This window comes from Sulfidibacter corallicola (assembly GCF_017498545.1).
In the GTDB taxonomy this organism is placed as follows: Bacteria; Acidobacteriota; Holophagae; order Acanthopleuribacterales; family Acanthopleuribacteraceae; genus Sulfidibacter; species Sulfidibacter corallicola.
In genome coordinates, this window is record NZ_CP071793.1 from 4,983,226 (window position 1) to 5,009,158 (window position 25,933).

Annotated in this window: 22 protein-coding genes and 2 tRNA genes; 13 read left to right on the forward strand and 11 right to left on the reverse strand. The window is 57.7% G+C overall.

The annotated features are described in order from the left end of the window. Window positions 1-423 precede the first annotated feature (423 nt). Both J3U87_RS14860 and J3U87_RS14865 read left to right on the forward strand, forming a co-directional pair. Window positions 424-1,272 carry a hypothetical protein gene (locus J3U87_RS14860; protein ID WP_237383839.1) on the forward strand — a complete coding sequence of 283 codons (849 nt, stop codon included), beginning with the start codon at window positions 424-426 and terminating at the stop codon, window positions 1,270-1,272. Window positions 1,273-1,306: 34 nt separating this feature from the next. Next, window positions 1,307-1,942, forward strand: coding sequence for a HesA/MoeB/ThiF family protein (locus J3U87_RS14865; RefSeq protein ID WP_237383840.1), 636 nt, complete (start codon window positions 1,307-1,309; stop codon window positions 1,940-1,942). A 54-nt stretch (window positions 1,943-1,996) separates the two neighbouring features. Here J3U87_RS14865 and J3U87_RS14870 read toward each other — a convergent pair whose 3' ends face one another. Together J3U87_RS14870 and J3U87_RS14875 are read right to left on the reverse strand one after the other, a co-directional pair. Then, window positions 1,997-2,434: a hypothetical protein gene (locus tag J3U87_RS14870; protein ID WP_237383841.1), complete on the reverse strand. Its 438-nt coding sequence runs from the start codon at window positions 2,432-2,434 to the stop codon at window positions 1,997-1,999. A gap of 80 nt (window positions 2,435-2,514) precedes the next feature. Further along, window positions 2,515-4,398, reverse strand: coding sequence for a HEAT repeat domain-containing protein (locus J3U87_RS14875; RefSeq protein ID WP_237383842.1), 1,884 nt, complete (start codon window positions 4,396-4,398; stop codon window positions 2,515-2,517). A gap of 519 nt (window positions 4,399-4,917) precedes the next feature. On the opposite strand from J3U87_RS14875, the gene J3U87_RS14880 reads away from it, so the two are divergent. Beyond that, window positions 4,918-5,622, forward strand: coding sequence for a hypothetical protein (locus tag J3U87_RS14880; RefSeq protein ID WP_237383843.1), 705 nt, complete (start codon window positions 4,918-4,920; stop codon window positions 5,620-5,622). Between the two features lie 39 nt (window positions 5,623-5,661). Here the strand turns inward: J3U87_RS14880 and rtcR are convergent, their stop codons facing one another. Then, on the reverse strand, window positions 5,662-7,266 hold the full coding sequence (rtcR, locus tag J3U87_RS14885) for an RNA repair transcriptional activator RtcR (protein WP_237384502.1): 1,605 nt from the start codon (window positions 7,264-7,266) through the stop codon (window positions 5,662-5,664). A gap of 601 nt (window positions 7,267-7,867) precedes the next feature. On the opposite strand from rtcR, the gene J3U87_RS14890 reads away from it, so the two are divergent. The 4 genes from J3U87_RS14890 (at window position 7,868) to J3U87_RS14905 (ending at window position 12,708) form a co-directional block, all read left to right on the forward strand. Then, window positions 7,868-9,097: an RtcB family protein gene (locus J3U87_RS14890; RefSeq protein WP_237383844.1), complete on the forward strand. Its 1,230-nt coding sequence runs from the start codon at window positions 7,868-7,870 to the stop codon at window positions 9,095-9,097. A 151-nt stretch (window positions 9,098-9,248) separates the two neighbouring features. Then, complete coding sequence (gene rtcA / locus J3U87_RS14895; RefSeq protein WP_237383845.1) at window positions 9,249-10,271, forward strand: RNA 3'-terminal phosphate cyclase; 1,023 nt, start codon at window positions 9,249-9,251, stop codon at window positions 10,269-10,271. 612 nt (window positions 10,272-10,883) lie between these two features. After that, the gene (locus tag J3U87_RS14900) at window positions 10,884-11,960 is read left to right on the forward strand and encodes an AAA family ATPase (protein WP_237383846.1); all 1,077 of its coding nucleotides are present in this window, start codon (window positions 10,884-10,886) and stop codon (window positions 11,958-11,960) included. A gap of 19 nt (window positions 11,961-11,979) precedes the next feature. Further along, entirely contained in the window at window positions 11,980-12,708 is a 729-nt protein-coding gene (locus J3U87_RS14905) for a L,D-transpeptidase family protein (RefSeq protein ID WP_237383847.1), read from the forward strand. Between the two features lie 12 nt (window positions 12,709-12,720). Here the strand turns inward: J3U87_RS14905 and hemB are convergent, their stop codons facing one another. Next, on the reverse strand, window positions 12,721-13,704 hold the full coding sequence (hemB, locus tag J3U87_RS14910) for a porphobilinogen synthase (RefSeq protein WP_237383848.1): 984 nt from the start codon (window positions 13,702-13,704) through the stop codon (window positions 12,721-12,723). 344 nt (window positions 13,705-14,048) lie between these two features. Between hemB and J3U87_RS14915 the strand changes: the two genes are divergently transcribed. The 4 genes from J3U87_RS14915 to hemH all read left to right on the forward strand — a co-directional run bounded on the left by J3U87_RS14915 (window position 14,049) and on the right by hemH (window position 18,283). Next, window positions 14,049-14,897, forward strand: coding sequence for an MBL fold metallo-hydrolase (locus J3U87_RS14915; protein WP_237383849.1), 849 nt, complete (start codon window positions 14,049-14,051; stop codon window positions 14,895-14,897). Further along, window positions 14,894-15,979: a helix-turn-helix transcriptional regulator gene (locus tag J3U87_RS14920; protein ID WP_237383850.1), complete on the forward strand. Its 1,086-nt coding sequence runs from the start codon at window positions 14,894-14,896 to the stop codon at window positions 15,977-15,979. Before J3U87_RS14915 ends, J3U87_RS14920 begins: the two co-directional genes overlap by 4 nt. 103 nt (window positions 15,980-16,082) lie before the next feature. Continuing rightward, complete coding sequence (locus tag J3U87_RS14925) at window positions 16,083-16,997, forward strand: PP2C family protein-serine/threonine phosphatase (protein ID WP_237383851.1); 915 nt, start codon at window positions 16,083-16,085, stop codon at window positions 16,995-16,997. A gap of 248 nt (window positions 16,998-17,245) precedes the next feature. Next, window positions 17,246-18,283, forward strand: a complete 1,038-nt coding sequence (hemH, locus tag J3U87_RS14930) for a ferrochelatase (protein WP_237383852.1) — start codon at window positions 17,246-17,248, stop codon at window positions 18,281-18,283. Window positions 18,284-18,306: 23 nt separating this feature from the next. Here the strand turns inward: hemH and J3U87_RS14935 are convergent, their stop codons facing one another. Continuing rightward, complete coding sequence (locus tag J3U87_RS14935) at window positions 18,307-18,618, reverse strand: BolA family protein (RefSeq protein ID WP_237383853.1); 312 nt, start codon at window positions 18,616-18,618, stop codon at window positions 18,307-18,309. Window positions 18,619-18,656: 38 nt separating this feature from the next. Next, window positions 18,657-18,875, reverse strand: a complete 219-nt coding sequence (locus J3U87_RS14940) for a hypothetical protein (protein ID WP_237383854.1) — start codon at window positions 18,873-18,875, stop codon at window positions 18,657-18,659. Window positions 18,876-19,116: 241 nt separating this feature from the next. Between J3U87_RS14940 and J3U87_RS14945 the strand changes: the two genes are divergently transcribed. Together J3U87_RS14945 and J3U87_RS14950 are read left to right on the forward strand one after the other, a co-directional pair. Then, window positions 19,117-19,193: transfer RNA gene (locus J3U87_RS14945), tRNA-Pro, on the forward strand. Between the two features lie 27 nt (window positions 19,194-19,220). Then, a tRNA-Arg gene (locus J3U87_RS14950) sits at window positions 19,221-19,297 on the forward strand. A 358-nt stretch (window positions 19,298-19,655) separates the two neighbouring features. Here the strand turns inward: J3U87_RS14950 and J3U87_RS14955 are convergent. The 5 genes from J3U87_RS14955 to J3U87_RS14975 form a co-directional block, all read right to left on the reverse strand. Beyond that, window positions 19,656-20,129, reverse strand: coding sequence for a winged helix-turn-helix transcriptional regulator (locus tag J3U87_RS14955; RefSeq protein ID WP_237383855.1), 474 nt, complete (start codon window positions 20,127-20,129; stop codon window positions 19,656-19,658). A gap of 751 nt (window positions 20,130-20,880) precedes the next feature. Then, complete coding sequence (locus tag J3U87_RS14960) at window positions 20,881-22,707, reverse strand: M23 family metallopeptidase (protein ID WP_237383856.1); 1,827 nt, start codon at window positions 22,705-22,707, stop codon at window positions 20,881-20,883. Window positions 22,708-22,947: 240 nt separating this feature from the next. Beyond that, a complete protein-coding gene (locus tag J3U87_RS14965) occupies window positions 22,948-24,246 on the reverse strand; it encodes a CPBP family intramembrane glutamic endopeptidase (RefSeq protein ID WP_237383857.1) in 1,299 nt (432 codons plus the stop codon). Then, entirely contained in the window at window positions 24,243-25,091 is an 849-nt protein-coding gene (locus tag J3U87_RS14970; protein ID WP_237383858.1) for a serine/threonine protein kinase, read from the reverse strand. The genes J3U87_RS14965 and J3U87_RS14970 overlap by 4 nt, the downstream gene beginning before the upstream one ends. Before the next feature lie 117 nt (window positions 25,092-25,208). After that, window positions 25,209-25,928 (reverse strand): hypothetical protein, encoded by a 720-nt coding sequence (locus J3U87_RS14975; protein ID WP_237383859.1) that lies wholly within the window; start codon window positions 25,926-25,928, stop codon window positions 25,209-25,211. Window positions 25,929-25,933: the final 5 nt, after the last annotated feature.

Genomic DNA, 25,933 nt, shown 5'->3' on the forward strand with positions numbered 1-25,933 from the left:
TGCTCGGATGCACCTCGCGCCAATCACTCGTGCGAATCCACCGATTCAGTCTCTGAACACTTGGGGCTCGGGCCCCGAGTTGTGGGTTTCCCTCGGCGCGGCATCGTCGAGGGCGCTTTCGGTTGCGGGTGGTTTCGTGTTCGTCGGTTCCGGGCCTCGCAGGACCTCTTGCGAGGCATGCGGTTACCGGTGCAGACGAAACCCCCGCTCCCGTTGGCGATTACCCCTGCCAACGCTTACTTCCGTACCGCGGTTCACGGGTTGAACCACTCATGACAACCGGGACAGGACGATACAACGCGGTGCGGAAGTTCCACTTGGATAGCTCCCAAAGAGGCGGTCCATCTCGTTCCTTTCGAGGGCGGGTGGGCCGTCTCTCCCCGGAGAGCGATACCTCGGGAATCATCCTGGAGGGAATGCTTTATGACGTATTCTATGAATGTTCTACACCAATTGAATCAATTGGCCGAAAGGGAGCGCGCCTTTCGCGCCCGCACCTTTCTGGCGCCCTGCCTGGCCGGAGGCGGTGTGCGTACGCGGGTGGACGGCCTGGTCTACCAGTTCCGCATCGACCCGAGCGACTTCGAGGGCTGGGGTCTGTTCCATCCCGACTCTTCGCGAACCGCAAAGGTGGTGGGCGAAGCCGAAATCGATCGGATCGAGGCCTACTTGAATCTGTTTCCCCATTTCCGGCTGTTGCTGGTGGAGCGACTGGGTCGCGGCACCTGGCTGGCCTATCCGGTCAACGAGTCGGACATGCGCCAGCGAGTGGGCTCGGTTCAACCCCTCAAAATTCACCTGGTCCGCGACATGCGGTCATTCGATACGGTGCTTGCCGCTTGGGACGGCAGTCAGTTCTGGTTCGTGGGCGAGGATCGCAAGGCCGATCCTCTGTTCGCTGAAACCCTGCGCCAGGCCGAGCGGGACGGCACTCGTCCTTCGCTCATCAAGGGCCGGGGTTTGACCTTGGAAATGATGCTCGCCTACCAGTTGCGCTGGGTACGCCAGGAGGCCAAACGCAAACCGAAAAACCACGCGCGTTTGTGTGGCGCCTTGAGGTCGGCCGGTGCCGAGTTGGTCGACTTCCACGATCGGGACAACCACTGGGTGGTCACCTGGTCCACCGATCTTGGCGATTCGTTCACTTCAGCCGTGTGTAAAACCGATTTGACCGTGTTGTCGGCGGGTATTTGCCTGGATGACCGGGATAGAGACTTCGACTTGCAATCGCTGGTCGGGGTCGTCGAACGCAGTCCGGATTGGGCTCGTTAGGGGCCTTCGGACATAGATCGGGAAAGGAGAGGTTATGTCGTTTCACGAACACGAAGTTCAATATCGCGGGAAAAACGCCTTGCAGGTCATGACGACCTTCCCGATCACGTTGTGCGGTGTGGGTGCGCTTGGCGCCAACCTCGCCGACCACCTGGCCCGCATGGGGTTCGCCCGCCTGACCTTGATCGACCGCGATCGCGTCGATGCGCGCAACCTGTCGACCCAGCCCTATCAGCGTGGCGATGTGGGCGCGCTCAAGGCCCGCCTGATGGCCCACACCCTGTACCGCGCACTGGGGATCAAGGCCAAGGCGCTCGCTCAGGAGATGACGAAGGACAACGTCGGTCGCTTGCTGGCGGGAAGCGGCCTGGTCGTGGACCTGTTCGACAACGGTCCCAGCCGCGGCCTGGTGACGGAGTGGTGTCGCGAGTTCGACATGCCCTGTGTCCACGCCGGCATGGCCGACGCCTACGGCGAGGTCAGATGGAACGAGCACTACCGCGTTCCCACTGCGGCCCGGGGCGATGTCTGTGACTATCCCCTGGCTCGTAGCCTGGTGATGTTGACCGTATCCGTCGCGGCTGAAGTCATCACTCGCTTTGTGCTCACCGGCACCAAACAAAACTACACCCTGACCCTCGCGGACCTGACGATTCGCGAGGAAGGATGAACTACCCGGGGATCGGACACGCGCCGATCCCCCTTTTTGTCTGGAATCCCGGGATCAGGCTTCGAACAGGCGTGGGCCGCCGGTGAATTCCCAATCGTTGATGGGTTTCAGTTCGTCGCCGAACAGGCATTCGTCGAAGGCCTTGTCCGATACCACCCATTCGTAGCGATAGTCGCCCTCGAACAGTTCGGAATCCAGGTGAATGACGGCACCGAACCAATACAGGCGTCGCAACAGTGCCTCGAATTTATCCAGCCAGGCTTCCCATTGCGTCTCCAGGCTCTCGAACGAACCGGCGAAGTGAATCACTTGGGAACGATGGGTTGCCGCCGCGGGCGCCACGTGAAACATATCGCGTACCAAAGCCGGGGACGCGTCGGTTTCGGGTAGGGTGGCCAGGATTTCCAGGTTGCGTGCGTGGTGGGGGTTCAGGGTCTCCAGTTCCAGCTCGCCGGCATCGATCATGCCGTAAATAATGGTTTCGTGCGTCATGTAATACGACCTCTGCAGGTGTGGTGGGGCAACGCATTATGTCACTACGACGGGGAGCCGGGCCAGTCAAAACTCGACGATCAGTTGTTCGATTCCACCGAGCCGATGGAGGCTGCCGCTTCGCGGACCTCTTCATTCTTGTCGCGCGTGTACTTCGTGAGGATCGTATGCGCTTGGGGGTGCTTGCTGGCCGCCAGTGCCTTAGCCACTGCACCGCGGATCTTGGATTCTTCCTTGCTCTCGAACAGTTTGGTCTTGCTAAGCAATCGATCGAAAAAGGGAATCGTATCGACGCTGTCCAGACTGCCGATCAAGCTTAGGATTTCCAGGCGATCCTTGAGGTCTCCCTCCGGTTCGTAGAGGTTGGATACGAAACGCGCGTAGCTGGCTTGTTCACTGAGTTTGACGTACTGGAAGAGTTTCGAACGAAGGCTGCCGCTGGAACGTTTGAGCAGGGCCTTGCCCTTCTCCACCGCGGCGCGATCGTTGATCAGGAAGATACAGCGGTAGACCAGATCCAAAAGCCGGGTGTTCTTGTCTTCGAGCAGTTTCTCGAGGTAGGGCAGCAACTCCACCGGCGGGCTTTTGGCCATGATCGTCAACAAGTTGCGTTTGATGAACCAGGGTTCGCCCTGTTGAATGGTGCGGTCCAGCTCCTTGAGCAACAAAGGGAAAATCATGGGTCCCATGCGCATGAGGATTTCCAGCAGGCGCCGGCGCACGGCCCGGTCCTCGGAAAGGAACAGGGCGTTCAACAGGGGATTGACGATGCCGAAGCCGTGCTGAATGAAAAGCGACTTCAGGTAGCGCGCCAATTTGGCCTCTTCCGCCTTGATCAGCTCCTCGATCACGCCCACATCCATGAACCGATCCAGTTCCTGGGAGACCATCTTCTGAATTTCGGGCGTTTGTCGGAGCGCCTCTTTGGCCAACAGGTCAAGCCCGTAGGCGAGGCGCACCAAATGATGATTTGCGCGCAGGTACTGCAGGATCTCGAGCAACGATTCCAAGTGGATGCGGTACAGCTCGGGTTCGGTGCAGCGGCTGAAATCCTTGGCGATGGTCTTCAAAATGGAGGAGATCGGCTTCAGCTTGTCTTCGCGAATCAGTGCCTGCACCACCACGTGGTAGCTGGAATAGGCCAGTCGCCGAACCTCGTAGTCCTTCGAGTGCATGTCCTTGCGCATCAGGGTCAGCGACTCTGCCACTTTCTTCAGCTTGTGGTCCTTGATGAACTTGACCATCGAATGGAGCAGGGTTTCGTAATCTTCGTTGGAGATGAACAAATGAACGGCGGGACGTTGACCTTGCGATTCCTGCTTCTGGCGCACGAAATCCTGAACTTCCTCGGTGGGGGCCAGGGACATGGCGACTTCGTCGGCATAGGCGTAGCCGGGCGAAGTGGGCGCCAGGAATTGGTGTGCCGGAATGATATCCGGATCGATGTCCGAAAACGTCTGCTCGGGATCGAAGGTCCCGTTGGTGGCGAGATGCCCTCGCGCGATGGGCAAACTGTCCAGATTGGAAAAGGTGGCATCGAGATTGACCGGGTTGATGGAAATGCGCTGAACATGCTGGCGAAAGAGCATGTTGGAGGCCGAATCGGTGTCGGTAAACCGATTGATCGGTTGTTTCAGGATCCCGATGAACTTTTGTAAGTCCTTGATGTCGGTACCCTCTTCAAAGGTAATGAGTTGAATCTTTCTTTCGCGGCAAATCTCGGAAAACCAACGAGTACTTTCCGATGCATAGACCGAATGGGGGACCGATCTCCCGTTGATTCGGACATGACTCGGTTCCAACTCGATCGAGAGTTTGTCCTCTTCATCCAAGTGGGCCTTGTAGGTCGTCAGGAAGTTCTGAAAGATGCGAACGACCATGGGGTTACCGACCGGGTAGCGCTCGGTGGTATCGAAACAGGCCTTGAGAAGATTGAATATGGCAAGACTGGCTTTAGGTTGCATTGGTTACACGCCCAATCTAGAACTAAAAGACTTATCGAATGAACGGGAGATTCCTTTATTCCGGAGCGATTTTTGGTGGAATAGGGGCCTCGTCCTTTATTCCGAATTGGCTCCTTTTCGAATCTCTCTCGAGTCTTTCCGGCGGTGTGCGCCACGCGGAAAAAACCATCCAGGTGCGTGGAAACGGATACGAAAGCTTAGGGTGAAATCGGACCATGTTAGCCCATTGAGAACCAGTTTTTAGGTAACTGCTGTTGAATCAAACCTTTGTGGGATGACACCTGTTTGGATTGCCCGCATTGGGTATGATTCTAACCCAAGCCGTGCGATTCGGGTGGGTTCGATGTGATTTCTCGACCCCCTCTCGGTGATCTCGCGCACGGCTTTTCGATGAGACGGGCGTGCGGCGATCGCGTGTACCCGATCCGAAAGATGCCGATCCAATGGTCGTAACCTTTTGGTGTTAAAGCACCAAGGGTCCTTCGACGGGCGGCAAGGCACTCGTCGAGAGGAAGTGACATGCTCGCGTTCTTTTTTGGGTTTTATGATCAAATCAATTGGCCGTTTCATTATTTTTTTACAGCGTTTTTTCTCGTGGCCGCCGCCCTCTTCTGGTGGCTCGACCGCAAACGAGGTGGCGACTTCCGCACCGAAGCCCAGAAATTGGGCCTGAGTTACCGAGCCACGTTCGACCCTGGCCTGAGCGAATCCCTTCGAGGTTTGCGGCTCTTGGCGAACACCACCATTCCCGAAGACACCTCGATGGTGGTCGGCGAGGTCGAGGAACACCCGTCCGCCATGTTCGACGTGAACTTTCGTGCCAACGGACCCACCCTGGCGCGACGCTTCCTGTTGTGTTTCACCACTCGGGTACCGGAACGCTTGCCCGAGCTACTCGTGGTTCCCGAGTCGATCGACGACACGATACGGGATATGGTGGGTCGCGAGCGCCTTTATGTGGCGAACGATTGGGTCAACGGTCATTTTCGCGTGGCCTGTCGCGATCGCGAGTTCATCGATCGCTTGATGTCGGGCGAGATGCCCGCTTTTCTTCAGCGTCATCCCACGTCCGTGATCGAAGTGCGAGATCGTCGCATCCTGCTGGCTCGCGAGGTTCCCTTTCAGCCGCAGACGCTCGCGGCGGATATGGATGCCGGCGTGCAAATGGTGGGACTGCTGAAAGGTGCCTTGGATCCGCCGCAGCGCTCCGCCAAAAAGCGCTGACCGGGTTCGAGCGATGATCCGAATGGATGGCCGGGGTTCCTATTGAGGTCGGAAGTACTTTCGACCCACGATGTCCGAAGCCTGAAGGTTGAATTTCATCAAGTACTTGCGCAATCGGTCGCTATCGTTGGAACTCGTCTTACGCGCGCGACTGGCCGCAAAAAGCACGCGCCCCGCTTCGGCCAACGAGCGCGACTGCTCGCACACTTCCAACACTTTCGCCAACTGGGCTTGATCGAATTGATCGATCTCTTCCAATTCATCTTTCGTGAAATAGCGCGCCAGGACCTTGTTTTCCAAACGGGGCCGCTCCCACTGGGCCCGCAACCGCTCCACTTCCTCGGCCACGATGGGCTCGTTGATGCGGCTTCCACCGGAAAGCGTGGCCATCCGCGTCACCGAGGCGTTCAGGTCCCGGAAATTGGCGTTCCATTGACCGTCCGGTCCCGTGGCGAAGTTGAGGAAGCGCGTGTAGGCTTCCTTGTTGAAGGTCGTCGTGCGGCCATGGGTGCGCGCGAATTTCTCCAACTCGTAAAGCAAGTTGGGCTCGATGTCTTCGGGCCGCTCGCGCAGGGAAGGTAACTTGTAAGTCCACAGGTTCATACGTGCCAGGAGATCTTCGCGGAATTTTCCTTCGTGGACCTTTTCCCAAAGGTCGCGGTTCGTTCCGGCGATCAATTGGAAGTCACTGTGGACTTCCCGATCCGAGCCGACCGGCATGAAACTCTTCTCCTCCAGAGCGCGCAGCAACATCGCCTGCTCGTCGCTGCCCAGTTCGCCTACTTCGTCCAAGAACAGGACCCCTTGATGGGCGGCACGCAGAAGGCCGGGCCGATCGCCGATGGCGCCGGTGAAGGCGCCGCGCACGTGGCCGAACAGGGTGGACATGGCGGCGTCGCCGCGCAGGGTGGCGCAGTTGACTTCCACGAAGCGACCGGTGACTTGGCGGCGCAACTTCTTGAGTTCGAAGATCCGTTTGGCCAGGTGGGATTTGCCGGCGCCGGTTGCGCCCATCAAAAGAATCGGGGACTTCGAGCGGATCGCCACCTTTTCGATTTGGTCGATCATGGCGTTGAACCGGGCATTGGCCGTATCGATGCCCGACTTCAGGAACGCCGTGCCCTCCTCCTGTTCCTTGGCGAAACGCGAAGCGATCAAGTCGTATTTGGAAAGATCCAGGTCGATGATTTTGTAGGAGCCGGCCCCCTTGGCCTTTTTCCCGCGTGGCGGCGAGGTTTGAATCAAGTTTGCGGGGAAGTAGCGTGCCTCGGTCAGCAGGAACAGGCAGATCTGGGCGACGTGGGTGCCGGTCGTGATGTGGAGCAGGTATTCTTCCCGATCTTCGTTGAAGGGGTACTCCTGGGCGAATCGCAACAGGGTGGAGAACACCTCCTCGAAATCCCAGGGATCCGTGAAATTCATCGGCTTCACCTGGATTTCCGTTTCGGGAGCGACCGTTTTCATGTCTTCGATCAAAATGTCTGCGGCCTTGGTGAACTCGTCTGGGACCAGCAGGTCGAAGCGATCGATGAGAAAATCCTCGTGCTGACAGATCGAAAGCGTGGGACGCCAACGTTGCCAGCGCTTCTTGCCAAGTCCACCGTCGAGCGTCGTTCCATACAAACCGATCACCACTTTTTTCAAGGTCACGCAACCTCCCCTTCTCGGTTCGAAGATCGTTGGTGCCCATCCGCCAACGGCCTTTCGGCACGCGTCCCCAGCGGTCGCCAATCAGGTGGACCTGCCACGCGACATCGGACCAGGACGAAATCCCGAAATCCGATTCGCCGTCCCTTCGGTTTCCTCTCTGGGAGCAGGCGGGGGATCGATTTCAGGATGGGCACTAGCTGGATTATATAAAAAAATACGGAGATAGGAAAACCGATAGTATTTGTATTCAGATTGGGGCGAGCGCCTGAAAAAGTCGCTGTCAGTGATGTCGAGGTGATGAAGATAAAGCTTTTAATTTCAGGGCATTGATATAAATTTTAACGGAAAGGAATACCTCTTTTTCCCTCTGGCACCCGTGGTGCTCTAGGCCTGCCGGTGTGGCGGGCGGGTAGCCGACCTCCGTTGTGAAAACCAGCGCGGCAGGTATATGAGGGGCAATACCCAAACGCCATTTTTCAGCTCGATTCGGACGGGGTTCTTCCCTGGTCGCACCACCTCTTTTCAAGTTGGCGACCGGATCCGATATATGAAGAGCGTTACCCGGCTACGGCCGCACCACAGAGGGAGTATTTGTATGAGTCACTCAGGTTTTCGTTTGATCGAGACCGAGCACGGAGTTCCCATCAAGGCTTGGATCAAGGGTGTTCCCTTCGATCCTGGTGCCGAAGAGCAACTCCGCAAGACGGCCCAATTGCCGATCATTCACAAATGGATCGCGGTCATGCCCGATGTTCACAAGGGCTTGGGTGCCACGGTCGGTAGCGTGGTTCCCACGAAGAACGCCATCATTCCCGCCGCCGTCGGTGTCGATATCGGTTGTGGCATGATGGCCGTTCGCACCACTTTGAACGCCGCCCAACTGCCGGAAAACCTGCGGCGTTGGCGAACCGCCATCGAGAAAGCCGTACCGCACGGCCGCACGAGTCACGGCGGTCGACGCGACAAGGGTTCGTGGCAGGATGTGCCCAATCGGGTTTCGAAAACCTGGGCCCACCTTTCGCGCGGCTTTCAGGCCATCACCGAAAAACACCCTCGTATCGCCAAATCGAACAACCTGCACCACTTGGGTACCCTGGGTACCGGAAACCACTTCATCGAAGTGTGTCTCGACGAGGAAGATCGCGTGTGGATCATGCTGCACAGCGGATCGCGCGGTGTGGGGAACCGAATCGGTAGCTATTTTATCGAATTGGCCAAAAACGACATGCGGGGTTGGATCGCGAATCTGCCGGACAAGGACCTGGCTTATCTGCGCGAAGGGACCGAACATTTCGACGACTACGTGGAAGCGGTGTCCTGGGCTCAGGAGTTCGCACGCCACAACCGGGCGATCATGATGGATCACGTGCTGGGGGCCATCGCCCAACTCAAAGGCGTTCCGGCCTTCAAGACCGACAACATGGCGGTCAACTGCCACCACAACTACGTCAACATGGAATCCCATTTCGGTGAAGACGTCTGGGTGACCCGCAAAGGGGCCGTCCGCGCCGGTGAGGGTGAGCTGGGCATCATTCCGGGGAGCATGGGCGCGCGATCGTTCATCGTCCGCGGTCGAGGCAATCCCGACAGTTTCCATAGCTGCAGTCACGGTGCGGGTCGCGTCATGTCGCGAACCAAAGCGAAAAAACGGTTCACGCTGGACGACCATATCAAGGCGACCGAAGGCATCGAATGCCGCAAGGATACCGACGTCATCGATGAAACGCCGGCCGCCTACAAGCCGATCGATTCGGTCATCGCCGCTCAATCCGATCTGGTCGAGGTACTCCATACCTTGCGTCAGGTTGTCTGCGTGAAGGGCTGAGGGACAAACTCGGGGCTCGTTCGGGCCTCGAGTTTGCGCCTTCCAAGATAGGGAGCCGTTCGTGGCTTGGGCCCGAGCGCCGATCCCTCGGTGCTTTTATGTGTTTCGCGAGGGCCGGCCCACGCTCGACAGTATTCTCAGGAGTGATTTTATGTTGCGTATCGATGGTTCCATGGGAGAGGGAGGCGGACAAATCCTGCGGAGTTCCCTGGGCTTGTCCCTGTTGACCCGTACGCCTTTCATCATCGAAAACATTCGGGCGCGCCGCGCCAAACCGGGTCTCATGCGGCAGCATCTGACTGCGGTGAAAGCCGCCACCGAGGTGGGGAGTGCCCGGGTCACGGGCGACGAACTGGGTTCGCAACGCCTCGAATTCCATCCAGGAGAGGCCGCCGCCGGTCGCTACCACTTCAAGATCGGCACGGCCGGAAGCGCGGCCCTGGTGCTGCAAACCGTGTTGCCCGCGTTGCTTTTCGCAGAGGAACCCAGTGAATTGATTCTTGAAGGCGGCACCCACAACCCGATGGCTCCGCCCTTCGAATTTCTACAACATGCGTTCCTGCCCTTGCTGCGGCAGATGGGCGCGCAACTGGATCTCGAATTGGAACGGCACGGATTCTATCCCGCCGGAGGGGGCCAGATACGGACTCGCATCCATCCCGTCGAAAACCTGCTGCCCCTGCACCTGCCCGAGCGCCAGGATTCGGTTTCCCTGACCACCCATTCCTGGGTTTCCCAGCTTCCCTATCACATCACCACCCGGCAAATGGATCAGGTCGGCAAGCGTTTGGATATCGCGCCGGATCGACGGCGTCCCCACGTCATCAAGAAGGCGTTGGGTCCCGGCAACGTCCTGCAGGTCCACATCGAGGGCGCCAGCGTGACCGAGGTGTTTACGACGTACGGTCGCAAGGGCAAGCGATCCGAGTATCTCGCGGAGGAATTGAGCTCCGAAGTTCGCGACTTTTTGGATTGCGATGTCTGTGTGGGGCCACACCTGGCCGATCAACTGCTCCTCCCCATCGCCCTGGCCGGGTCCGGTAGTTTTTTCACCGTGAAGCCGACCGACCACACCATCACCAATGCCGAGGTGATTCGCCTTTTTTGCGGAAAGCGGTTTGTCTTCGAAAGAACTCGAGCCGGTGTCTACCGCGTCGGGTTGGACGAGGCGTAGCCAGGTGATGGCCGCACTCGGGCGTGCCCTCCGAAAATGTGGGTTGCGCCACGACAACGACCTGGTTCGAGAGGATTCTCCCCGATCGCGACCTCCAAAAAAAACACCTTTATGAATCGTGTATTTTTCGTTTTTCCGTTATGCTTATACTTGGCGCGCCGCCCTGAGCGTGGGTGGCATCCAATTACCTTGAAAAAGCGATGGTTAAAGGGATTTCAAAAAGCTTCCGATAGGCGTTGAAATTCCATTCGCCCATGAATTCGAAGGTGTTGGAAGTGAGCTGATGTTGCGGTTTCGTGGCCAAGGGGTGGCGGAATCGCGCGGGGTTCCAAAGCCCTTGGATGTGATCTCGATGCGCATCCTCTACCGAGAATCTTTAGCCCTCATGTTGTGTTAGCCATTCGCGTTCCTAATGAATTATCTCAATCTCATTGAACCGCTTCAATAAACATCATGGATGAAGCATGTCCTTGATCGAACCCTATTTTCAGGTATGTTGGTTTCAGGATTCCACGTCAAGTGAACTTGACCGCGCTCCCCGTCTGGTGTTAGAAGGGAACGTTTGTGTGCCATCACCGGAAATAGTCACCAATGGGCGAAAAGGGGCTTAGCTTGAAAGTCGCGTCTCTTTCTCTGAAGTATTTTAAAAAGTTCCACGATCAGACATTCTCTTTCAAGGACCCAGAAACAGGTGACATCAACAACCTGATCGTACTGTATGGCGACAATGCGACGGGCAAGTCTTCCATTTTGCAATCGATCGCGGCGACACTCGGTGTGGCCACCGGCCGTTTGCGTCGCGCCGGGGAGCTCGAATGGCCTGGTTTCCATCTGGAATTGGCCAACAAATCGTGGCAATTCCCCTACGAAGTGGCGCTCGGCATTCACTTTTCAAAGCCGGAACTGGCCGCTGCCTGCGATTATTTTTCCCGGGTTCCCGATTTCGCGGAGAATCCGGAAGCCCTGTTGCCGTCCCAGGAACAGGAGGTCGAACTGAGTCTGGTGGAAGGCAAGGTCAGTGCGCCCAGCCGCGGCCAATACTTTCAATTCCGTGGCCGCGAATACGCCCGCAAGTTGGTGCGCCAGGCGCCCGAGGGGTTCGATCTCTTCAAGCACGTGGGTTCGGTCTTCTGGTACAACGAGTTTCGCGGCTCGTCCGGTCTTCAGGTGGACGAACACGACGACCGCCGCATGAATTTCGACGAAAACACGCTGCGCCGCCGCTTGGCCGATTGGATGTATTTTCACCAGCGGGTCATCGAAGGAAAATACCAATTGCGGCCGGGTCAGCGCGATCTGTACCACGATCTCGAGCAGGCCTTCAAAACCCTGTTTCCCAATCACAGTTTCGAGGGGGCTGTTTCGCGCGAAAGTGGCTCGGAAGTCCCCTGGTTCTTCCTCTACGACGGCCAGAACCAGTACGAGATCTCGGAAATGTCCTCCGGTGAACGGGCCATCATTCCACTGATTTTCGACTTTGCCTTCATGAACATCCACAACTCGGTGATTTTGATCGACGAGGTGGAACAGCACCTCAATCCCGAGTTGCAATTGGCGCTTTTGAATTATCTACCCCGATTGGGATTGAACAACCAATTCTTCCTGACCACCCATTCCGACGTCATTGCCGATGCGGTGCCGGAGTATTCGGTCATCGATTTGAACGAGCTCGAAGCATCGAACGGCTGAGCGGGCGCGGTTGATGGCGATGCGAAGTCGGTACCTGGCGGTGGCGTTGTCGCTGTTCCTGTTCGTGGGCCTTTCGGCTTCCCACGCCGGGCCGCCGGCTCCCAAATGGAACGAAAGTGCGCGCTCCCGCAAGGCGATCGCCAAGGTTCGGCCTGGCCTCGAAAAGCAGCTCGAGGGCCTGCATCTCGCTTGGGGCGCGCCCGTTTTTTTGCGCCTGTTCAAGGAAGAGCGCCAGCTCGAGTTGTGGATGAAGCGGGATCGAACCTTCGCCCTGGTGAAGACCTACCCGATTTGCTACTACAGCGGGAAGTTGGGGCCCAAGCAAGCGGAGGGCGATCTCCAGGCGCCCGAGGGCTTCTACGAGGTGACCTCGGATCTGATGAATCCGTGGAGCGATTATCACCTGTCGTTCAACATCGGATATCCCAATCGATTCGATCGCAGCCTCAAACGCACCGGCAGCCTGATCATGGTTCACGGGAGTTGCGTGTCGATCGGCTGCTTCGCGATGACCGATCCGGCCATCGAAGAAATATGGGCCTTGGTCGATGCGGCCCTGCGCGGCGGCCAGCAGCGCGTACCGGTCCACGTCTTTCCCTTCCACCTGACCGATTCCAAGCTGGATCGCTTCTCCACGAGCCGGTGGTCGGGCTTCTGGAAGAACCTCCAGGAGGGGTACCTGCTGTTCGAGGAGCGGCGCCGCCCGCCGATCGTGTCGGTCAAGGGCGGGCGTTACCGGTTTCGATGAGGCTGGGGCCGGTCACATGGGGTGATCGGCGAGGTAGCGGGCCAGTTCAGGTGCGAAGTAGGTCAACACCATGTCCGCGCCGGCGCGTTTGATGGCCAGAGTGGCCTCCAGCATGGCGCGTTCCTTGTCGACCCAGCCCTTTTCGGCCGCGGCCAGGATCATGCCGTATTCGCCGCTGACGTGGTAGGCGGCCAACGGGACCTGAATGTGGCGACGCACTTCGTGGATCACGTCCAGATAGGCCAGGGCCGGTTTGACCATCACCACGTCGGCTCCTTCTTCGATGTCCAACAGCACTTCCTTGACCGCCTCGCGCACGTTGGCCGGATCCATTTGATAGGTTTTCTTGTCGCCCGAGCGCGGTGCACTGTCCAGTGCGCCACGGAAGGGGCCGTAGAAACTGGAGGCGTATTTGGCCGCGTAGGACATGATGGAGACCTTCTCGAAGCCCTCGGCATCCAGTGCTTTGCGGATGGCGCCGATGCGCCCGTCCATCATGTCGGAGGGCGAGACCATGTGAACGCCCGCGGCGGCGTGCGATACGGCCATGCGGCACAGGACGTCGACGGTTTCGTCGTTGACGATTTCGTCGCCTACCACCAGGCCGTCGTGACCGGTCGTGGTGTAGGGGTCCAGGGCGATATCCGTCTGCAGGTAAAGTTCGGGGATTTCCTGGCGCAGGGCGCGGACGGCGCGTTGAATCAGGCCTTGGTCGTCGTAGGCGCCGGTCCCTTTTTCGTCCTTGTCCTCGCAATACCCGAACAGGTTGACGGCGGGAATGCCCAAGCCGGCCAGCATCTCGCACTCGCGCAAAAGCATGTCGATCGACAGGTGGTAGTTGCCGGGCATGGTGGAAATCTCGCGCTTGACCCCCAGGCCTTCGACGACAAACATGGGATAGATCAGGTCGCCGGTGGAAAGTGTGGTTTCGCGTACCAGGCGGCGCATGGCCTCGTTGGTTCGGTTGCGGCGGTAGCGATGGGTGATCGGCTGCATAATTCCTCCTGGGTCGTCGAGGCCGATTCGGAACTCTTCGATGTACCCGTGCGGCCTCCCGTGAGAAACCCGTCCGGTCGGTGAAAAACCCGTACGCGATCGCCTCGTGTGCATGCTTCACTCTAATGGATGGAGATACGGGGTGCAACGGTGAAAACCGAAGCCCTCCGAGGGCGGCTCGATCCCGCGGCGACACTCAGAAAATCCCCGCCTCGGGGGTGAAACGTGATAGGATTTGGCGGACTCCGGTTACCCGACACTCGAACCGTGTGACCCAAAATATTGTGGCCTTCGATGGGAATTACCCCATATTTGCCCGCGTGTTGTTTTTTTGAGGCGTTTTCATGACTCTTGTGGATGACCTGGTGATCGAAACCACTCCCTGCGATCAGGAATTGCGAACTACTTCGACCGAAGTCGACTTCCGGTTGACCGTCCTGGGCAGCGGCAGTTCCGGTAATTGCAGCCTGGTTTCCAGCGAAGACACCCATCTTCTGATCGACGCCGGGTTTTCGGGAAAAGAGGTTTGCGCGCGATTGGAGAGATCGGGTTTCGATCCCGGCCAGTTGACCGCCATTCTCGTGACTCACGAGCACTCCGACCACGTCAAATCGGTCCACACGCTCAGTCGCAAATTTCAAATCCCGATCTTCAGCACCAATGGAACCTTCGCGGTGGCGCTTCAAGACCGCAAGTTCTACGATTGGCACGAAATCGAATCGGGTCGAAGCTTCTCGCTGGGCGGCATGTGCGTCCACCCCATCAGTTTGCCTCACGATGCCGCGGACCCGATCGGCTTCCGCATCGAATGCGGTGGTCGCATTCTGGGCCATATCACCGATTTCGGTTATCCGAGCGGGTTGGTCATGGAGAGCCTTCGCGGTTGCGATACGCTGTTGATCGAGGCCAACCACGACTTGGAAATGTTGAAGAACGGGCCCTATCCCTGGTCGCTCAAGCAGCGGATCGCCAGCCGTCTGGGTCACCTCTCCAACGAATCGATGTTGGAAATGCTGCCGGAGATTCTCCACGACGACGTGCGCCAATTGGTGTTGGCGCACCTGAGCGACAGTAACAACGATCCTCGCGTCCTTACCCTACAAATGAAGCGAACCCTGCGTCGGCTCGGTTTGGAGAAGATCCCCTTCACCCTCGCCCGGCAAAACGACCCGACGCCGACATATTCGGTATGAGCGACGTTCCCCCCAGCGGAAAACCCAATTACGGTAGCGGTGTCCGCATCGCCCAGGTCATTCACTGGCTCCACCTGCATCCCATCGGACTCAGTGTGCGTGAATTGGCCGACCGGCTGGGCATCCACGAGCGCACCATGTCGCGCTACATCAACACGCTCAAAGAGAGTTTCATCGACGAGGATGGTGAGCCGCTGGTCGAGGTGGTGCGATCGGGGCGCGAGAACCGCCTGCGCTTCCGGCGACGCAATATCGAGATGAAGGGATCGGCCTACGAGTTGATGAGCCTGTACATGGCCCTGGACCTGATGGCCTTTCTCGACGGCACCTTCATTCATCACGGGGCTCAGGATGTATTGAGCCAACTTCAGCAGACCATTTTCAAGACCCAGGGTCACCAGGCCAACCTGATCATGAAAGACTTTCATAAAAAGTTCTTTCACTGGACCGAAGCCCCCAAGGATTACAGCAGCCACAACGAGATCCTCGAGCGGTTGGTGAACGCCCTGATTCGTCAAAAGCAGGTGCGCATGGTGTACCAGTCGCCGGGCAAACCGGAAAAGGTGCACCATCTGCAGCCTTTGAGCATTTTGATGTACAAGCGGGCGCTCTATCTGGTGGGCCGGCGCGAGGTGGACGGCAGCCAGCCCGAGAAGAAGCGCGATCTCACCTTTGCGGTCGAACGCATCAAGGACGTCTCGGTATTGGACACCTGGCAGCCCTATCCCGACGATTACGATCCCGAGAAGCGATTCCAATCGGCCTTCGGTTTGATCCAGGAGCGAGATCCCACCGAAATCCAGTTGCGGTTCGATCGCGTGGTTGCCGCCAACGTCGCCAGTCGGCGGTGGCATCAGAGCCAGGAGCTGACCAGTCTTCCTTCGGGGGCCCTGGACATGCGGCTCAAGCTCGAAACCTCCTCGGAATTGGTGAGCTGGATTCTCAGTTACGGCCCCTATGTGCGCGTCATTTCGCCGCCGAGTCTGCGCCAACGGATCCGAGCGGACCTGGCGCAATCACTTTCCCAGTACGAAGATGAAAACGAAGGGCCGTCCATCAAATCCCCCTATAACCGCGAATGACTTTTATATATATGGTCTTGGGCTCGGCTGTGACGCTGCGTACTTGCCCTTCCTTGCGAAAATCCCGTATAATTTCAGCCAAACTGACGCGAGATTTTCCCAAATGAGCAAGTCACGGGTGGTACAAGTTCACGGTGTAACGGATGTCGGGTGCACCCGTTCGGGAAACGAGGATTGTTTCCTGATCCAATCCACCGAGCAGGTTCGACCGGAACTCAATCCCACGGAGACGCAGCAATTCAACAATGCGCCAGGCATTTTTTTGGCCGTATCGGACGGCATGGGTGGCGCTGCGGCAGGCGAGGTCGCCAGCCAGACGGCGCTGCACGCCTTGCGTGACTTCATGGCCGATCGTCGTCAGGAACTGGCCGAAGCGGGCCCCGAAGATATCGCCCAAATCCTGGAAGGCGGCGTTCATTGGGCCAATCGCGCCATTTTCGCCAAGGCTCGCGAGCTGAATATTCGCAAGCCGATGGGGGCGACCCTGACGGCCGCCTACCAGCAGGAGTCGGTGCTCTACCTGTGCCAGATCGGCGATTCCCGCGCCTATTGTTTTCGCGACGGCAATCTCCTGAAAATCACTCGCGACCAGAGTTTCGTGGGGCACCTGGTGGAGCTGGGCACCATCACCGAGGTTCAGGCCCTGCGCCATCCACAGCGCAACGTAATTCTGCAGGCGTTGGGAACCCAGGACAATTTGAAGGTCGATGTCTCCTACCTGCCCCTGTGCAAGGGCGACATCATCCTGATCTGCAGCGACGGCCTCTATTCCGAGTTCACTCCGGACCAGCTCCAGGAGCGGGTCCGCATGGCTCGGAGCGGGACTCTGGCAAAGCTGGTCCAGCAGTTGGTCGAGGACGCCAAGGTCGCCGGCGGAAAGGACAACATCACCGTGGTCGGCATGTTCGCCCAAGAGGGCTTCCCTCAGCGCGAACCCGGTGAGGTGCCGGGTTATTTGGCGTTTCCCTTTCTCAGTTCGGACAACCCGCTGAAACGGGTCAATTCCATTTTCCACTGATCTGTCGCTCAGGTCGGGTTTCGGATTATCGGAGCGCCTCGTTCCCTTATCGCGGCTTTGCGGTTATGATGATCGCGCCCCGCGCTGTGCCCCACACGCTGCGCTTTTGTAGAATCCGGCCTTGCCAAGGGTGGTTGTGGCGCGTTTTGCGGTGTTTCCGACCGAATACCGGCGTCGGGATCGGCGGGTTCGATCCGATGCGGGTCCCTATCATCGCGGTTTGACCTGTCTTCGAAGAAAGGAAATCCATGACACCCAAGACCGGCGTTCTGCTCATCAATCTCGGAACTCCCGACGATACCACCGTTCCCAGTGTGCGACGTTACCTGCGGCAGTTTCTGTCCGACCCACGCGTGATCGACATCAACCCCGTCGGCCGCTGGTTTCTGCTGAATCTGTTCATTCTCCCCTTTCGACCGAAACAGTCGGCCGAGGCCTACCGGGAGATCTGGAAGCCGGAAGGCTCCCCCCTGATGATCTACAGCCAGGCCCTGACCGATGCGCTGCAAGAAGAGTTGGGACCGGAGATTCCGGTTCGTCTGGGCATGCGTTACCAGAACCCGTCGCTGCGCCTGGCCATGGATGCCTTTCGGGATTTGGGTGTCGAGCGAATCGTGGTGCTGCCGCTCTATCCCCAGTACGCTTCCTCGTCGACGGGAAGCTGCCTGGAAGAGCTGTATCGCATTGCGGGCAGTTATTGGAACACGCCTTCCCTGGCCGTGGTTCCGCCCTTTTACGGGCATCCTTCCTTTTTGGACTGCCAGGCATCGATCGCCCGTGAATCCCTGGGTGATTTGGACCAATACGACGCTTTTTTGATGAGTTTCCACGGTCTTCCCGAACGCCAGATCGTGAAGAGCGAAGTCGGCGGCGGGGGGAACCATTGTTTGGTCGGCAAGGATTGCTGCGCCCGCATCGTCGACGCCAATCGCTATTGTTACCGCGCTCAGTGTTACCACGTGGCACGCGAGATCGCGCAACGTCTGGAGATACCCGAGGAGCGCTATTTCGTCGGTTTCCAGAGTCGCCTGGGACGCACTCCCTGGATCCAACCCTATACCGACCAACTCCTCGAGGAGCTACCCAAAAAAGGGATAAAACGCTTGGGCGTATTGATTCCCTCGTTTACCGCGGATTGCCTGGAAACACTCGAGGAAATCGAGATGCGCGGCGATGAGACCTTCCGCGAAGCGGGCGGCGAGCGGTTGAAAATGGTGCAGTCGCTCAACGACCACCCGGCTTGGATCCAAACCGTGTGTCAATTGATTCGCGAACAGGCGGTCTGAGCGTAGGTCGAAGTCGCGGTCGTTCACAACTTCTTGCTGGCGCAGGGCGGTGACGGCGGTGCTTCGCCGCCGGCGCGTTCCCATTGTTCCGGTGTGTAGAGCTTCAGGGAAAGGGCGTGAATGTCGCGGCTCAGCTCGTCGGCCAGGACCTGATTGACCATGCGGTGGCGGGCCAGCGGTTTTTGCCCCGAGAATTTATCGGTGACCAGCACGACGCGGAAGTGGGATTCCGAGCCCGGGGGCACGCTGTGTTTGTGGCTCTCGTTGACGACCTCGAGAAACCGCGGGGTAAAAAAGGTCGTCAATTTCGTTTCGATGGTGTTTTGTACCGTCACACCAGCCTCCTGTCGAGTGCGGTCGCGTTGCCGCTCGCTCACTTCTTCTTTCGGTACCAACTGCCTCGGGTCAAGCGGTAGATGGTGTCCTTGGGGCTCTGCGAGGGTCGTAGATCCAGCATTAAAAAAACCAAGATACTTGCAAACACCGAAATGCCCAGGGAGATGACCAGCGAGAAACCGGTGACTTCGGCTATTCCCAAACCCAGTAACACGCTCCCCGCAAGAAAAAAGCAAAGGATAATCAAGCGCTTCATAGATGATCCTCGAGTCAGTCGACCACATTCTATATAGATGATCCAAATGGCGACCGGAGTGTTATTCAAACAGAAGTAACGCATCGGGATCAATCAAATAAGAGGTAAAAGAATCGCGGGCCACATCTGCGTTGCAAAATTCCCGCGTACTATCGGTGTTTTGCGTTGGAGATGGAGGCCCGCGCGGCTGGCCATTTTATTTGACAACACCCATTGAAAGCGGTAGGATGCTGAGGCTTAACGGGGAGTAGCGCAGCCTGGTAGCGCATCTGCTTTGGGAGCAGAGGGTCGCAGGTTCGAATCCTGTCTCCCCGACCATCGAACTTCCCGGTGTATCGCCATTGTGCGCCAGTAGCTCAGTTGGATAGAGCAACGGCCTTCTAAGCCGTCGGTCGAGGGTTCGAATCCTTCCTGGCGTACCACTTTCTGCACAGTGGGAAAAGCGAACCCAAGCGGTTACACAAAAGCCCGAAGCGTCAAGCTGGCGGGCTTTTTTGTTTTTAAGAATTGCAGTTTATGAGGCCCATTCGGCAGCCCCGCAGTGATGTTCGGGTCTTACCATCATCCTGTCGGGCTGGTTCGGGTTGGAAAAACCGCGACGGGCACGGATGGTTGTCGCGGCGAGTGAGCCGGCGGTTGTCCTGCGTTTTGTCCTCGTCGGGTTTGCGGGGCCTCGTTCGCGGTCCGGATTCGCGCCAAAAAACGGCGAAAGCCCCCAAGTGTTTTGCCACGGAAAGGGGGCTGCCCGAGAAAAGTCAGGGTGAGAAGCTGTTTCTGCTGTTATTTTTTTATTAAAGAATATTTCGTGTCGCGGCGATCACCTTCGCGCGAGACCACACCCTCGTCGATGAGCTCCTTGATTCGGATGTTCCATGTAGAAGGACTAATCGAAGTTGCGGAGATGATGTCCGATTTTTGGAGGGGACGTCCGGCGTCTTCTAGTGCAGACACGATGCGGCCACGGCTCTCTTTGGCGGACATCCTGTTGCTGACCACTTTTTCGCCCTCTTTGAAGGAAAAGGATAAGCTACGGGTACCGCGCTCGCGCCGTACCACCACGGGAAGATCTTCCTTCTCTGCAACATACATGAAACCCTTGCGAATCTTGCTGGGGTTCTCGCCATCCTCTAAATCCCAATAAACATGGTGTTCTTTAGCGCAAGATTGGGCTTCTTGGAGAATACTCAAATAGTGCTTGTATTCAGCATCCGTTACCAACGGTTTGACCTTTGGCTCAGTTCTAAGTTTTCCCATGTTTCACCTTTCGAGATGTAATGATTGAAAATATTATCATAAATCAAGAGTTATTATAGAAATAAATTGAATCAGTGACGCTTGCCTAGTGTTCCGCGAACCTATGACCGCGCAACGCAACCAAAACATAGCTTAATTAAGCGGTAATTGCAAAGCATGCCAAAACCGGAGTGCATAGTATATCTGAATCGATGGGCTACTACTTCCGTCTTTCGCTGTATTGATGGCGCAACCTGTTTTTTTAGTGTTGCGGCATGGATTCAAAATGGTTCTTTTTTTTCGTAAAGGCCTGGATGATAATGGCTTGCTAAAATTCGACCCATCTTGGCAAGAAGGGAGCACGACTCTCTCGCACCAAGTGGTGGTCGGGTCGGGGGATCATGGTATTTTCGCCGTCGTAACACCTTCATTTTGGGGCTTGGATTCCGAAGTACCCCCCAGACCCTTTCTCGCGTAACGATGCCGTTCCTCGCCTCGTTTGGAGCCCAGTCGGGCCCGATCCATCGCCCGGGCCGGGTGCCTTGATCGAAGGAGTGTCGTATCGGAGCCCGAGTGCCGGTCTCGGGGGACGATCGACTCCTAGCGGTGGGTCGCCGTTCGATTCCCTGCCGTCGCATCCATTCCGCATCGATGGTCATGCGATTGAAGAAGTTCAGTCTTTACTACCGCTAGTTCCGAATGTCGATCGGCTTGCCGGGCGATGGTCGAGGCGTTCGAAAGCGCCGTATTTTGAGGGGAGACGGTTCCCGAATTATTTAAGTCTCAGGTTTTTGATCTCGGTACTCTGGCCCGCTTGATCGACGACCCTTACCGTCCATGGCCCGCTCGAATCGGGGTCGTTCAGCACGATCCAGCGGCGATCGGGGTCGTAATCGCTTTCCACTTCGCCCGACGTGTCGGTGACCCGAATTCGTTCATTGTCGATGCCGCTGCCCTCGTCGCGAACGGGAATGACGATGCGTTTTCCCACGAAGTATTTGTGCACTTTGGGTTTCAGAATGACGGGAGGGCTGATGTCGCGCGCCAGGACGAGCGGGGTCAGATAGGGAACTTTGGCGCGGCGTGGAGATTCGGGCTTCCACTCGTTCCAATGTCTCCATTTCTTTTTGACGGCCGACCACCCGTAAAGCCCCAGGTCCGGTGCCTGATTGGAAACCGAGCCGCTCGCCTCGACGAACAGGCCCTTGGTGGGCCAGCCGTGCCTTCCGAAGCGCAGGACCGGGCTTTTGTACTCCAAAACGCCGGTCATGACTTTGGGGTCGGCCGGCTCCAAAATGACGGCCGTGGGTGGCAGCCCCACTAGTTTGATACCCTTGAGATGGAAGGGGCCGATCTTGTACTCCCAATCGCTTTGATCGGGCAGGCAGCCGACCACGCGCTTGAGTCGGCCGGCGTTGGTCCGCCATACGACGTCGTGTGCGGGCTTGCCCGCCTTGAATTCGGTCCAGAAAGGGACTCCTTTCTCGAGACCTTCCATTTTTTGGGGAAGAAAAAGGGTCCCCTCGGTTTCGTGGGACACCAGTCCCAATCGGTCGCGAATCAAGCTGGCGCCGAGCGTCGTGGGTAGTACCGGCTGCGGCTCCCTGGGTGCGGGCAACACCGCGGCCTCGGGATCCAGACGCTTGGTGAAGGTTCGATTCTGACCCTCCAAATCTTGGATTTCGATGGCCAAGGTGGCGGGCGCCTGGATGTCGGCGATGCCCTCGATCTCTAGAAACGGCATGGTTCCCACCGATTCGGTGCGACCGTCGAAGCAATAGAAAAAGGTGGTGGGTCCAAAACCGGAGTGATAGGGGTCCAATACCAAGCCGGCATCGCGCTGGTGGTTGAAGTCGATGAATTTCGGTTGCCAATGGGCGAGGGTCTTGCCTTCGAAGGTGATTCGGATGGCCGATGGCGCCAGCTTGCTGCCTCGCGGTCCCTTGAGGAAGGCCTCCACGTGGATACCGACTTGGCCTCGGGCCTGGATGGTCTTCCGTCCGGGCTCGGCGACAAAGGGGCCGACATCGCCGTTGACGCGGGCCGCGTCGTTCAGCGGCACCAGGCGAACCCTGCCGAGCGCCGCTTCGGTGTCGAAGGTCAGGGCGGGAAAGTCGAGATAGGTGGGATTGAGTGGGCGGTTGTCTTCGTCGCGCACCTCGAAATGTAGGTGCGGCAGGCCCGCGCCACTCTCCCCCGACCAGGCGATGATATCCCCGGTCTGGACGGGTTGGTTCAACTGCAGGGTCCCGAATCGCTTGGTGGGATCTTTCCCCTTTTTGCGGATCGCGGCGGCGACCTTGGGACCGAACGCCGCCAAGTGGGCGTAGACGGTGGTTTTTTTATCGGGATGCCGAACGTAGATCACCAACCCGTATCCTCGACGGGTCGCACGAACCTGAACCACCCTACCGGCCTTGGCGGGTCGTATTTCGGCGCCTTCCACGCCGCCGGTGGAAAAGTCGAAACCCATGTGGAAGCGCTGCCCGCGGTATTCTCCAAAGGTCCCGGTGACGCCGTGATGGGTGTTCACCGGCCATTGCCATTCGGTGGCGGAAAGTGAGCCGAGGCAAAGACACCATAACAACAAAGGTTTCATCCGGGTCCTCCAGGCGAAAAAGGGAGCGGTCTGGGCTGGGGTTATGCTGAATAGGTTCGCAAGCTTCAAAACCTTACCAAAAAATGAAGAATTTTCGCTATAGAGGTTCGGTATCTCGCTGCAGGCTCACCTGACGAAAAAACCGCGACGAGAAACGAATGCGACTCGGTACGTCGATTTTCTCCGGGTCGTCGGTGCGCGACCGATCGTCCGATGCTCGTTGATTCGACCCAAAACCACCTACATGATGCCGAACATGACCATCAACAAGGCGGTGAAGTTCCATAGCGCGTGAACCCAAATACTGATCAACAGATTTGCCGAACGATAATAGATGATGGCCAAGCCGCAACCGATGGCGAATATCTGCGGCCAGGCCGGTAACGGGTGCATCAACATGAACAGCAGGCTGCTGGTCAGAATCGCGATCCAGGGCTTGGTGTTGCCCAGCAGGAGACGGAAGATGAGCCCGCGGAACAGGATTTCCTCGAAACAGGGAACCACCACGCACAAGAACACGATCAAGACACTGCCCATGATCGGATCCTCGATGATCGCACGGTTTTGTGTATTGTCGATCACGTTGGGAAAGGGCCAGATTCGCTCGATCAGGATCGAGGCGGTGTACGAGGCGTAGAGCACCGCCAATCCGCCCAGGATCTGGAACAGATTCATCCATTTCATTTGGAGGTTGCCGAGCCCGAGCGAGTCCATCATGGGGAATCGGCTGGAGTGGAAAAAGATACGCTTGGCCAGAATCAAACCGATCGCCATCGCCGGCAGGTAGGAGACGATGCGCCGGAGAATACCCGGTTGGCCGGGCAACGCGAATTCCGCGGCGAAGGAGATCGCCAGGTAGGCCAGCAGGTACCAGCCGTAGAACGGGAACAGGTGCTCCACCGGCAGGTAGAGCGGCTTGAGTTTGAAGAACTCCTTCCCTTCCAGCTTGAGATACCGCTGCGAAAAATACATGCTGAGCAGCAGGCCCCAGCCGAATACGGCGAACACCTCGATCAGCCATTGGATCTGGGTGTAGCCGCGAGCCTGGTTCTCGTGATGGCGAATCTGCACGAGCATCTCCGCCGATTCGCGCTCTTTGTTCAGAATCTCGTAGGCACCCAGCGCCAACTGGGCGTCGATCCAATCCTTGACCGATACGGAATCCCAATTGTCCGGTGGATCGGGCCTGGCCAGCATCACGAAGCGCAGCAGCTCGCCCCTCGGGTGCCGTTCCATTTTGGAGAGAACCTGCAGCGCTTCTTCCTGCCGGCCTTCGTGGAAATAGATGAAGCCTACCGGTACCGCGATCTGGGGGTCGTACTCGCTGCGTTCCAAAGCCGACTCCAAAACCGGTTTGAGGGTCTTGAAATCCTGCAGTTCCGCGGTCTTGTACATCAAGTACTGGGTAATCAGGGCGTCGCGGCGGCGACTCAGCCGATCCGCCGTGGACGAGGCTTCGGGCAGGCTCAGGAAATAGGCGGAGACCGCCGTGACGACCGCTGCAACGAAAATGAGAACGGAAAACCGATGACCGGTCATTCAGTCGCCTTCTCCCTCGCCTCCTGAATCGCTTCGTAGAGCGCGCGCGAACTGGGATAACGGGCAACCATGTCCTTGTTCAAACACTTGATCACGATCTGGCACAGTTCCATGGGAAGGTCGGGTCGCAACAACTCGAGGCTGATGGGCGTGGCGGTCAGAATTTTGGAAATCGTGGCGAAGGCGTTGGAGGCGTGGAAGGGATTTTTACCCGAGAGCAACTCGTACATGACGATACCCAGCGAGAAGATATCGGTGCGCTTGTCCAGCGGCTCCCCGCTGGCCTGTTCCGGTGACATGTAACCGGCACTGCCGATGACCATGCCGGCCATGGTCTGGAAACTGTCGTCGTGTCCGCCGTCGGTCTTGTCGAGGAACTTCACCAAGCCGAAATCGAGCACCTTGGGATGTCCCTTGCGATCCAGCTTCAGGTTGTCGGGTTTGATGTCGCGATGGGCCAAGTTCTTCTCGTGGGCGAAGGCGATTCCCTCGATGACGGGCAGCATCAGCTTGTAGAACAAATCGAGCGGAATGCCTTCGGGGTGGTGTTGAATGATATCCGAATACTCCTGGCCCTCCACGTATTCCATCGCCAGATAGTAGGCGCCCTCGAACTCGTCGGCCTCGTAGATACGGGCCAGGGCCGGGTGTTCCAAAATGCGGGCCGCTTGAAGTTCGCGAAGAAAGCGGGCCTTTTTTTCTTTGGTGAGAAGAAAGTTGTTTTGGAGAATTTTTAGCGCAAGTTTTCGATCGTTCTTGATGTCGTAAGCTTCATAGACCACACCGGTATTACCGCCGCCGATGCGGTTGAGGAGCTGGTAATGCGCAAAGGTTGTCCCCATCATAATCAAAACCCAACGAGAAGGCTTTGGCGAAATGAACATGAAACGCCTTTGGTCATTCTACATGATCCCCTAGCATCATTTTTGGCAAAGGCGGGTTTTTTTACAGGATCGCATGGGTCACGGGTGAATCGACGGTTCGTTTTTGGTCACGCGCGTCAACAGAAAGGCGCGAATGTCGGCCGCCTGTCCATCGGTCAACGGAGTGGTGGGATCGATGCGCTCGAGCCACATACTCTTGATTTTGGCGGTGCTGATCGCATCGCGGCGCATGGCGGGACCGATGACCAGGCCGTCGATCTCGAAACCTTCGCCAAACAGATGGCAGGCGTCGCAACCGCGCACGTAGAGCTGGCCGCCGTTTTCGGGGTCACCGTCGTCGGGATCGGGTTGGTCGTTGCGCGGTGCACCGGCGTCGCTCCAGGCTTCCAGGTAGGCCTTTTCGCGTTCGGTGACCTGGGTGCCGTAATCCAGGGGCATCTGCCGCGGCATCGAGGTATCGTCGAAAAAGGTCACCGGCTGATCGAGAATTCCCTCGTAGATCCAGCGGCCGATGGCATCCGCACCGCGAATCACCGTGCCGTCGACGATGGCGGTATCGTAGACCGTCAGGTCGAGATCCGTGACGATGTCGTTGGGGGCGACCTCGGGTTTGGGGTAGGCGTGGCAGTAGCCGCACTTGAGCGTGACGAGTTCGCCGATGCCGTTTTCCCAGGTGGGTTCACCCTGAATCACGATCTCCACCGGTGGGTCCTCACCCAGGGTGTCGGCCTCCGAGCAGGCAACGGTGGCCAGGGCAACGATCAGGGCTCCCGCAAAAAGAACGCAACTCCTGTACATGCAAC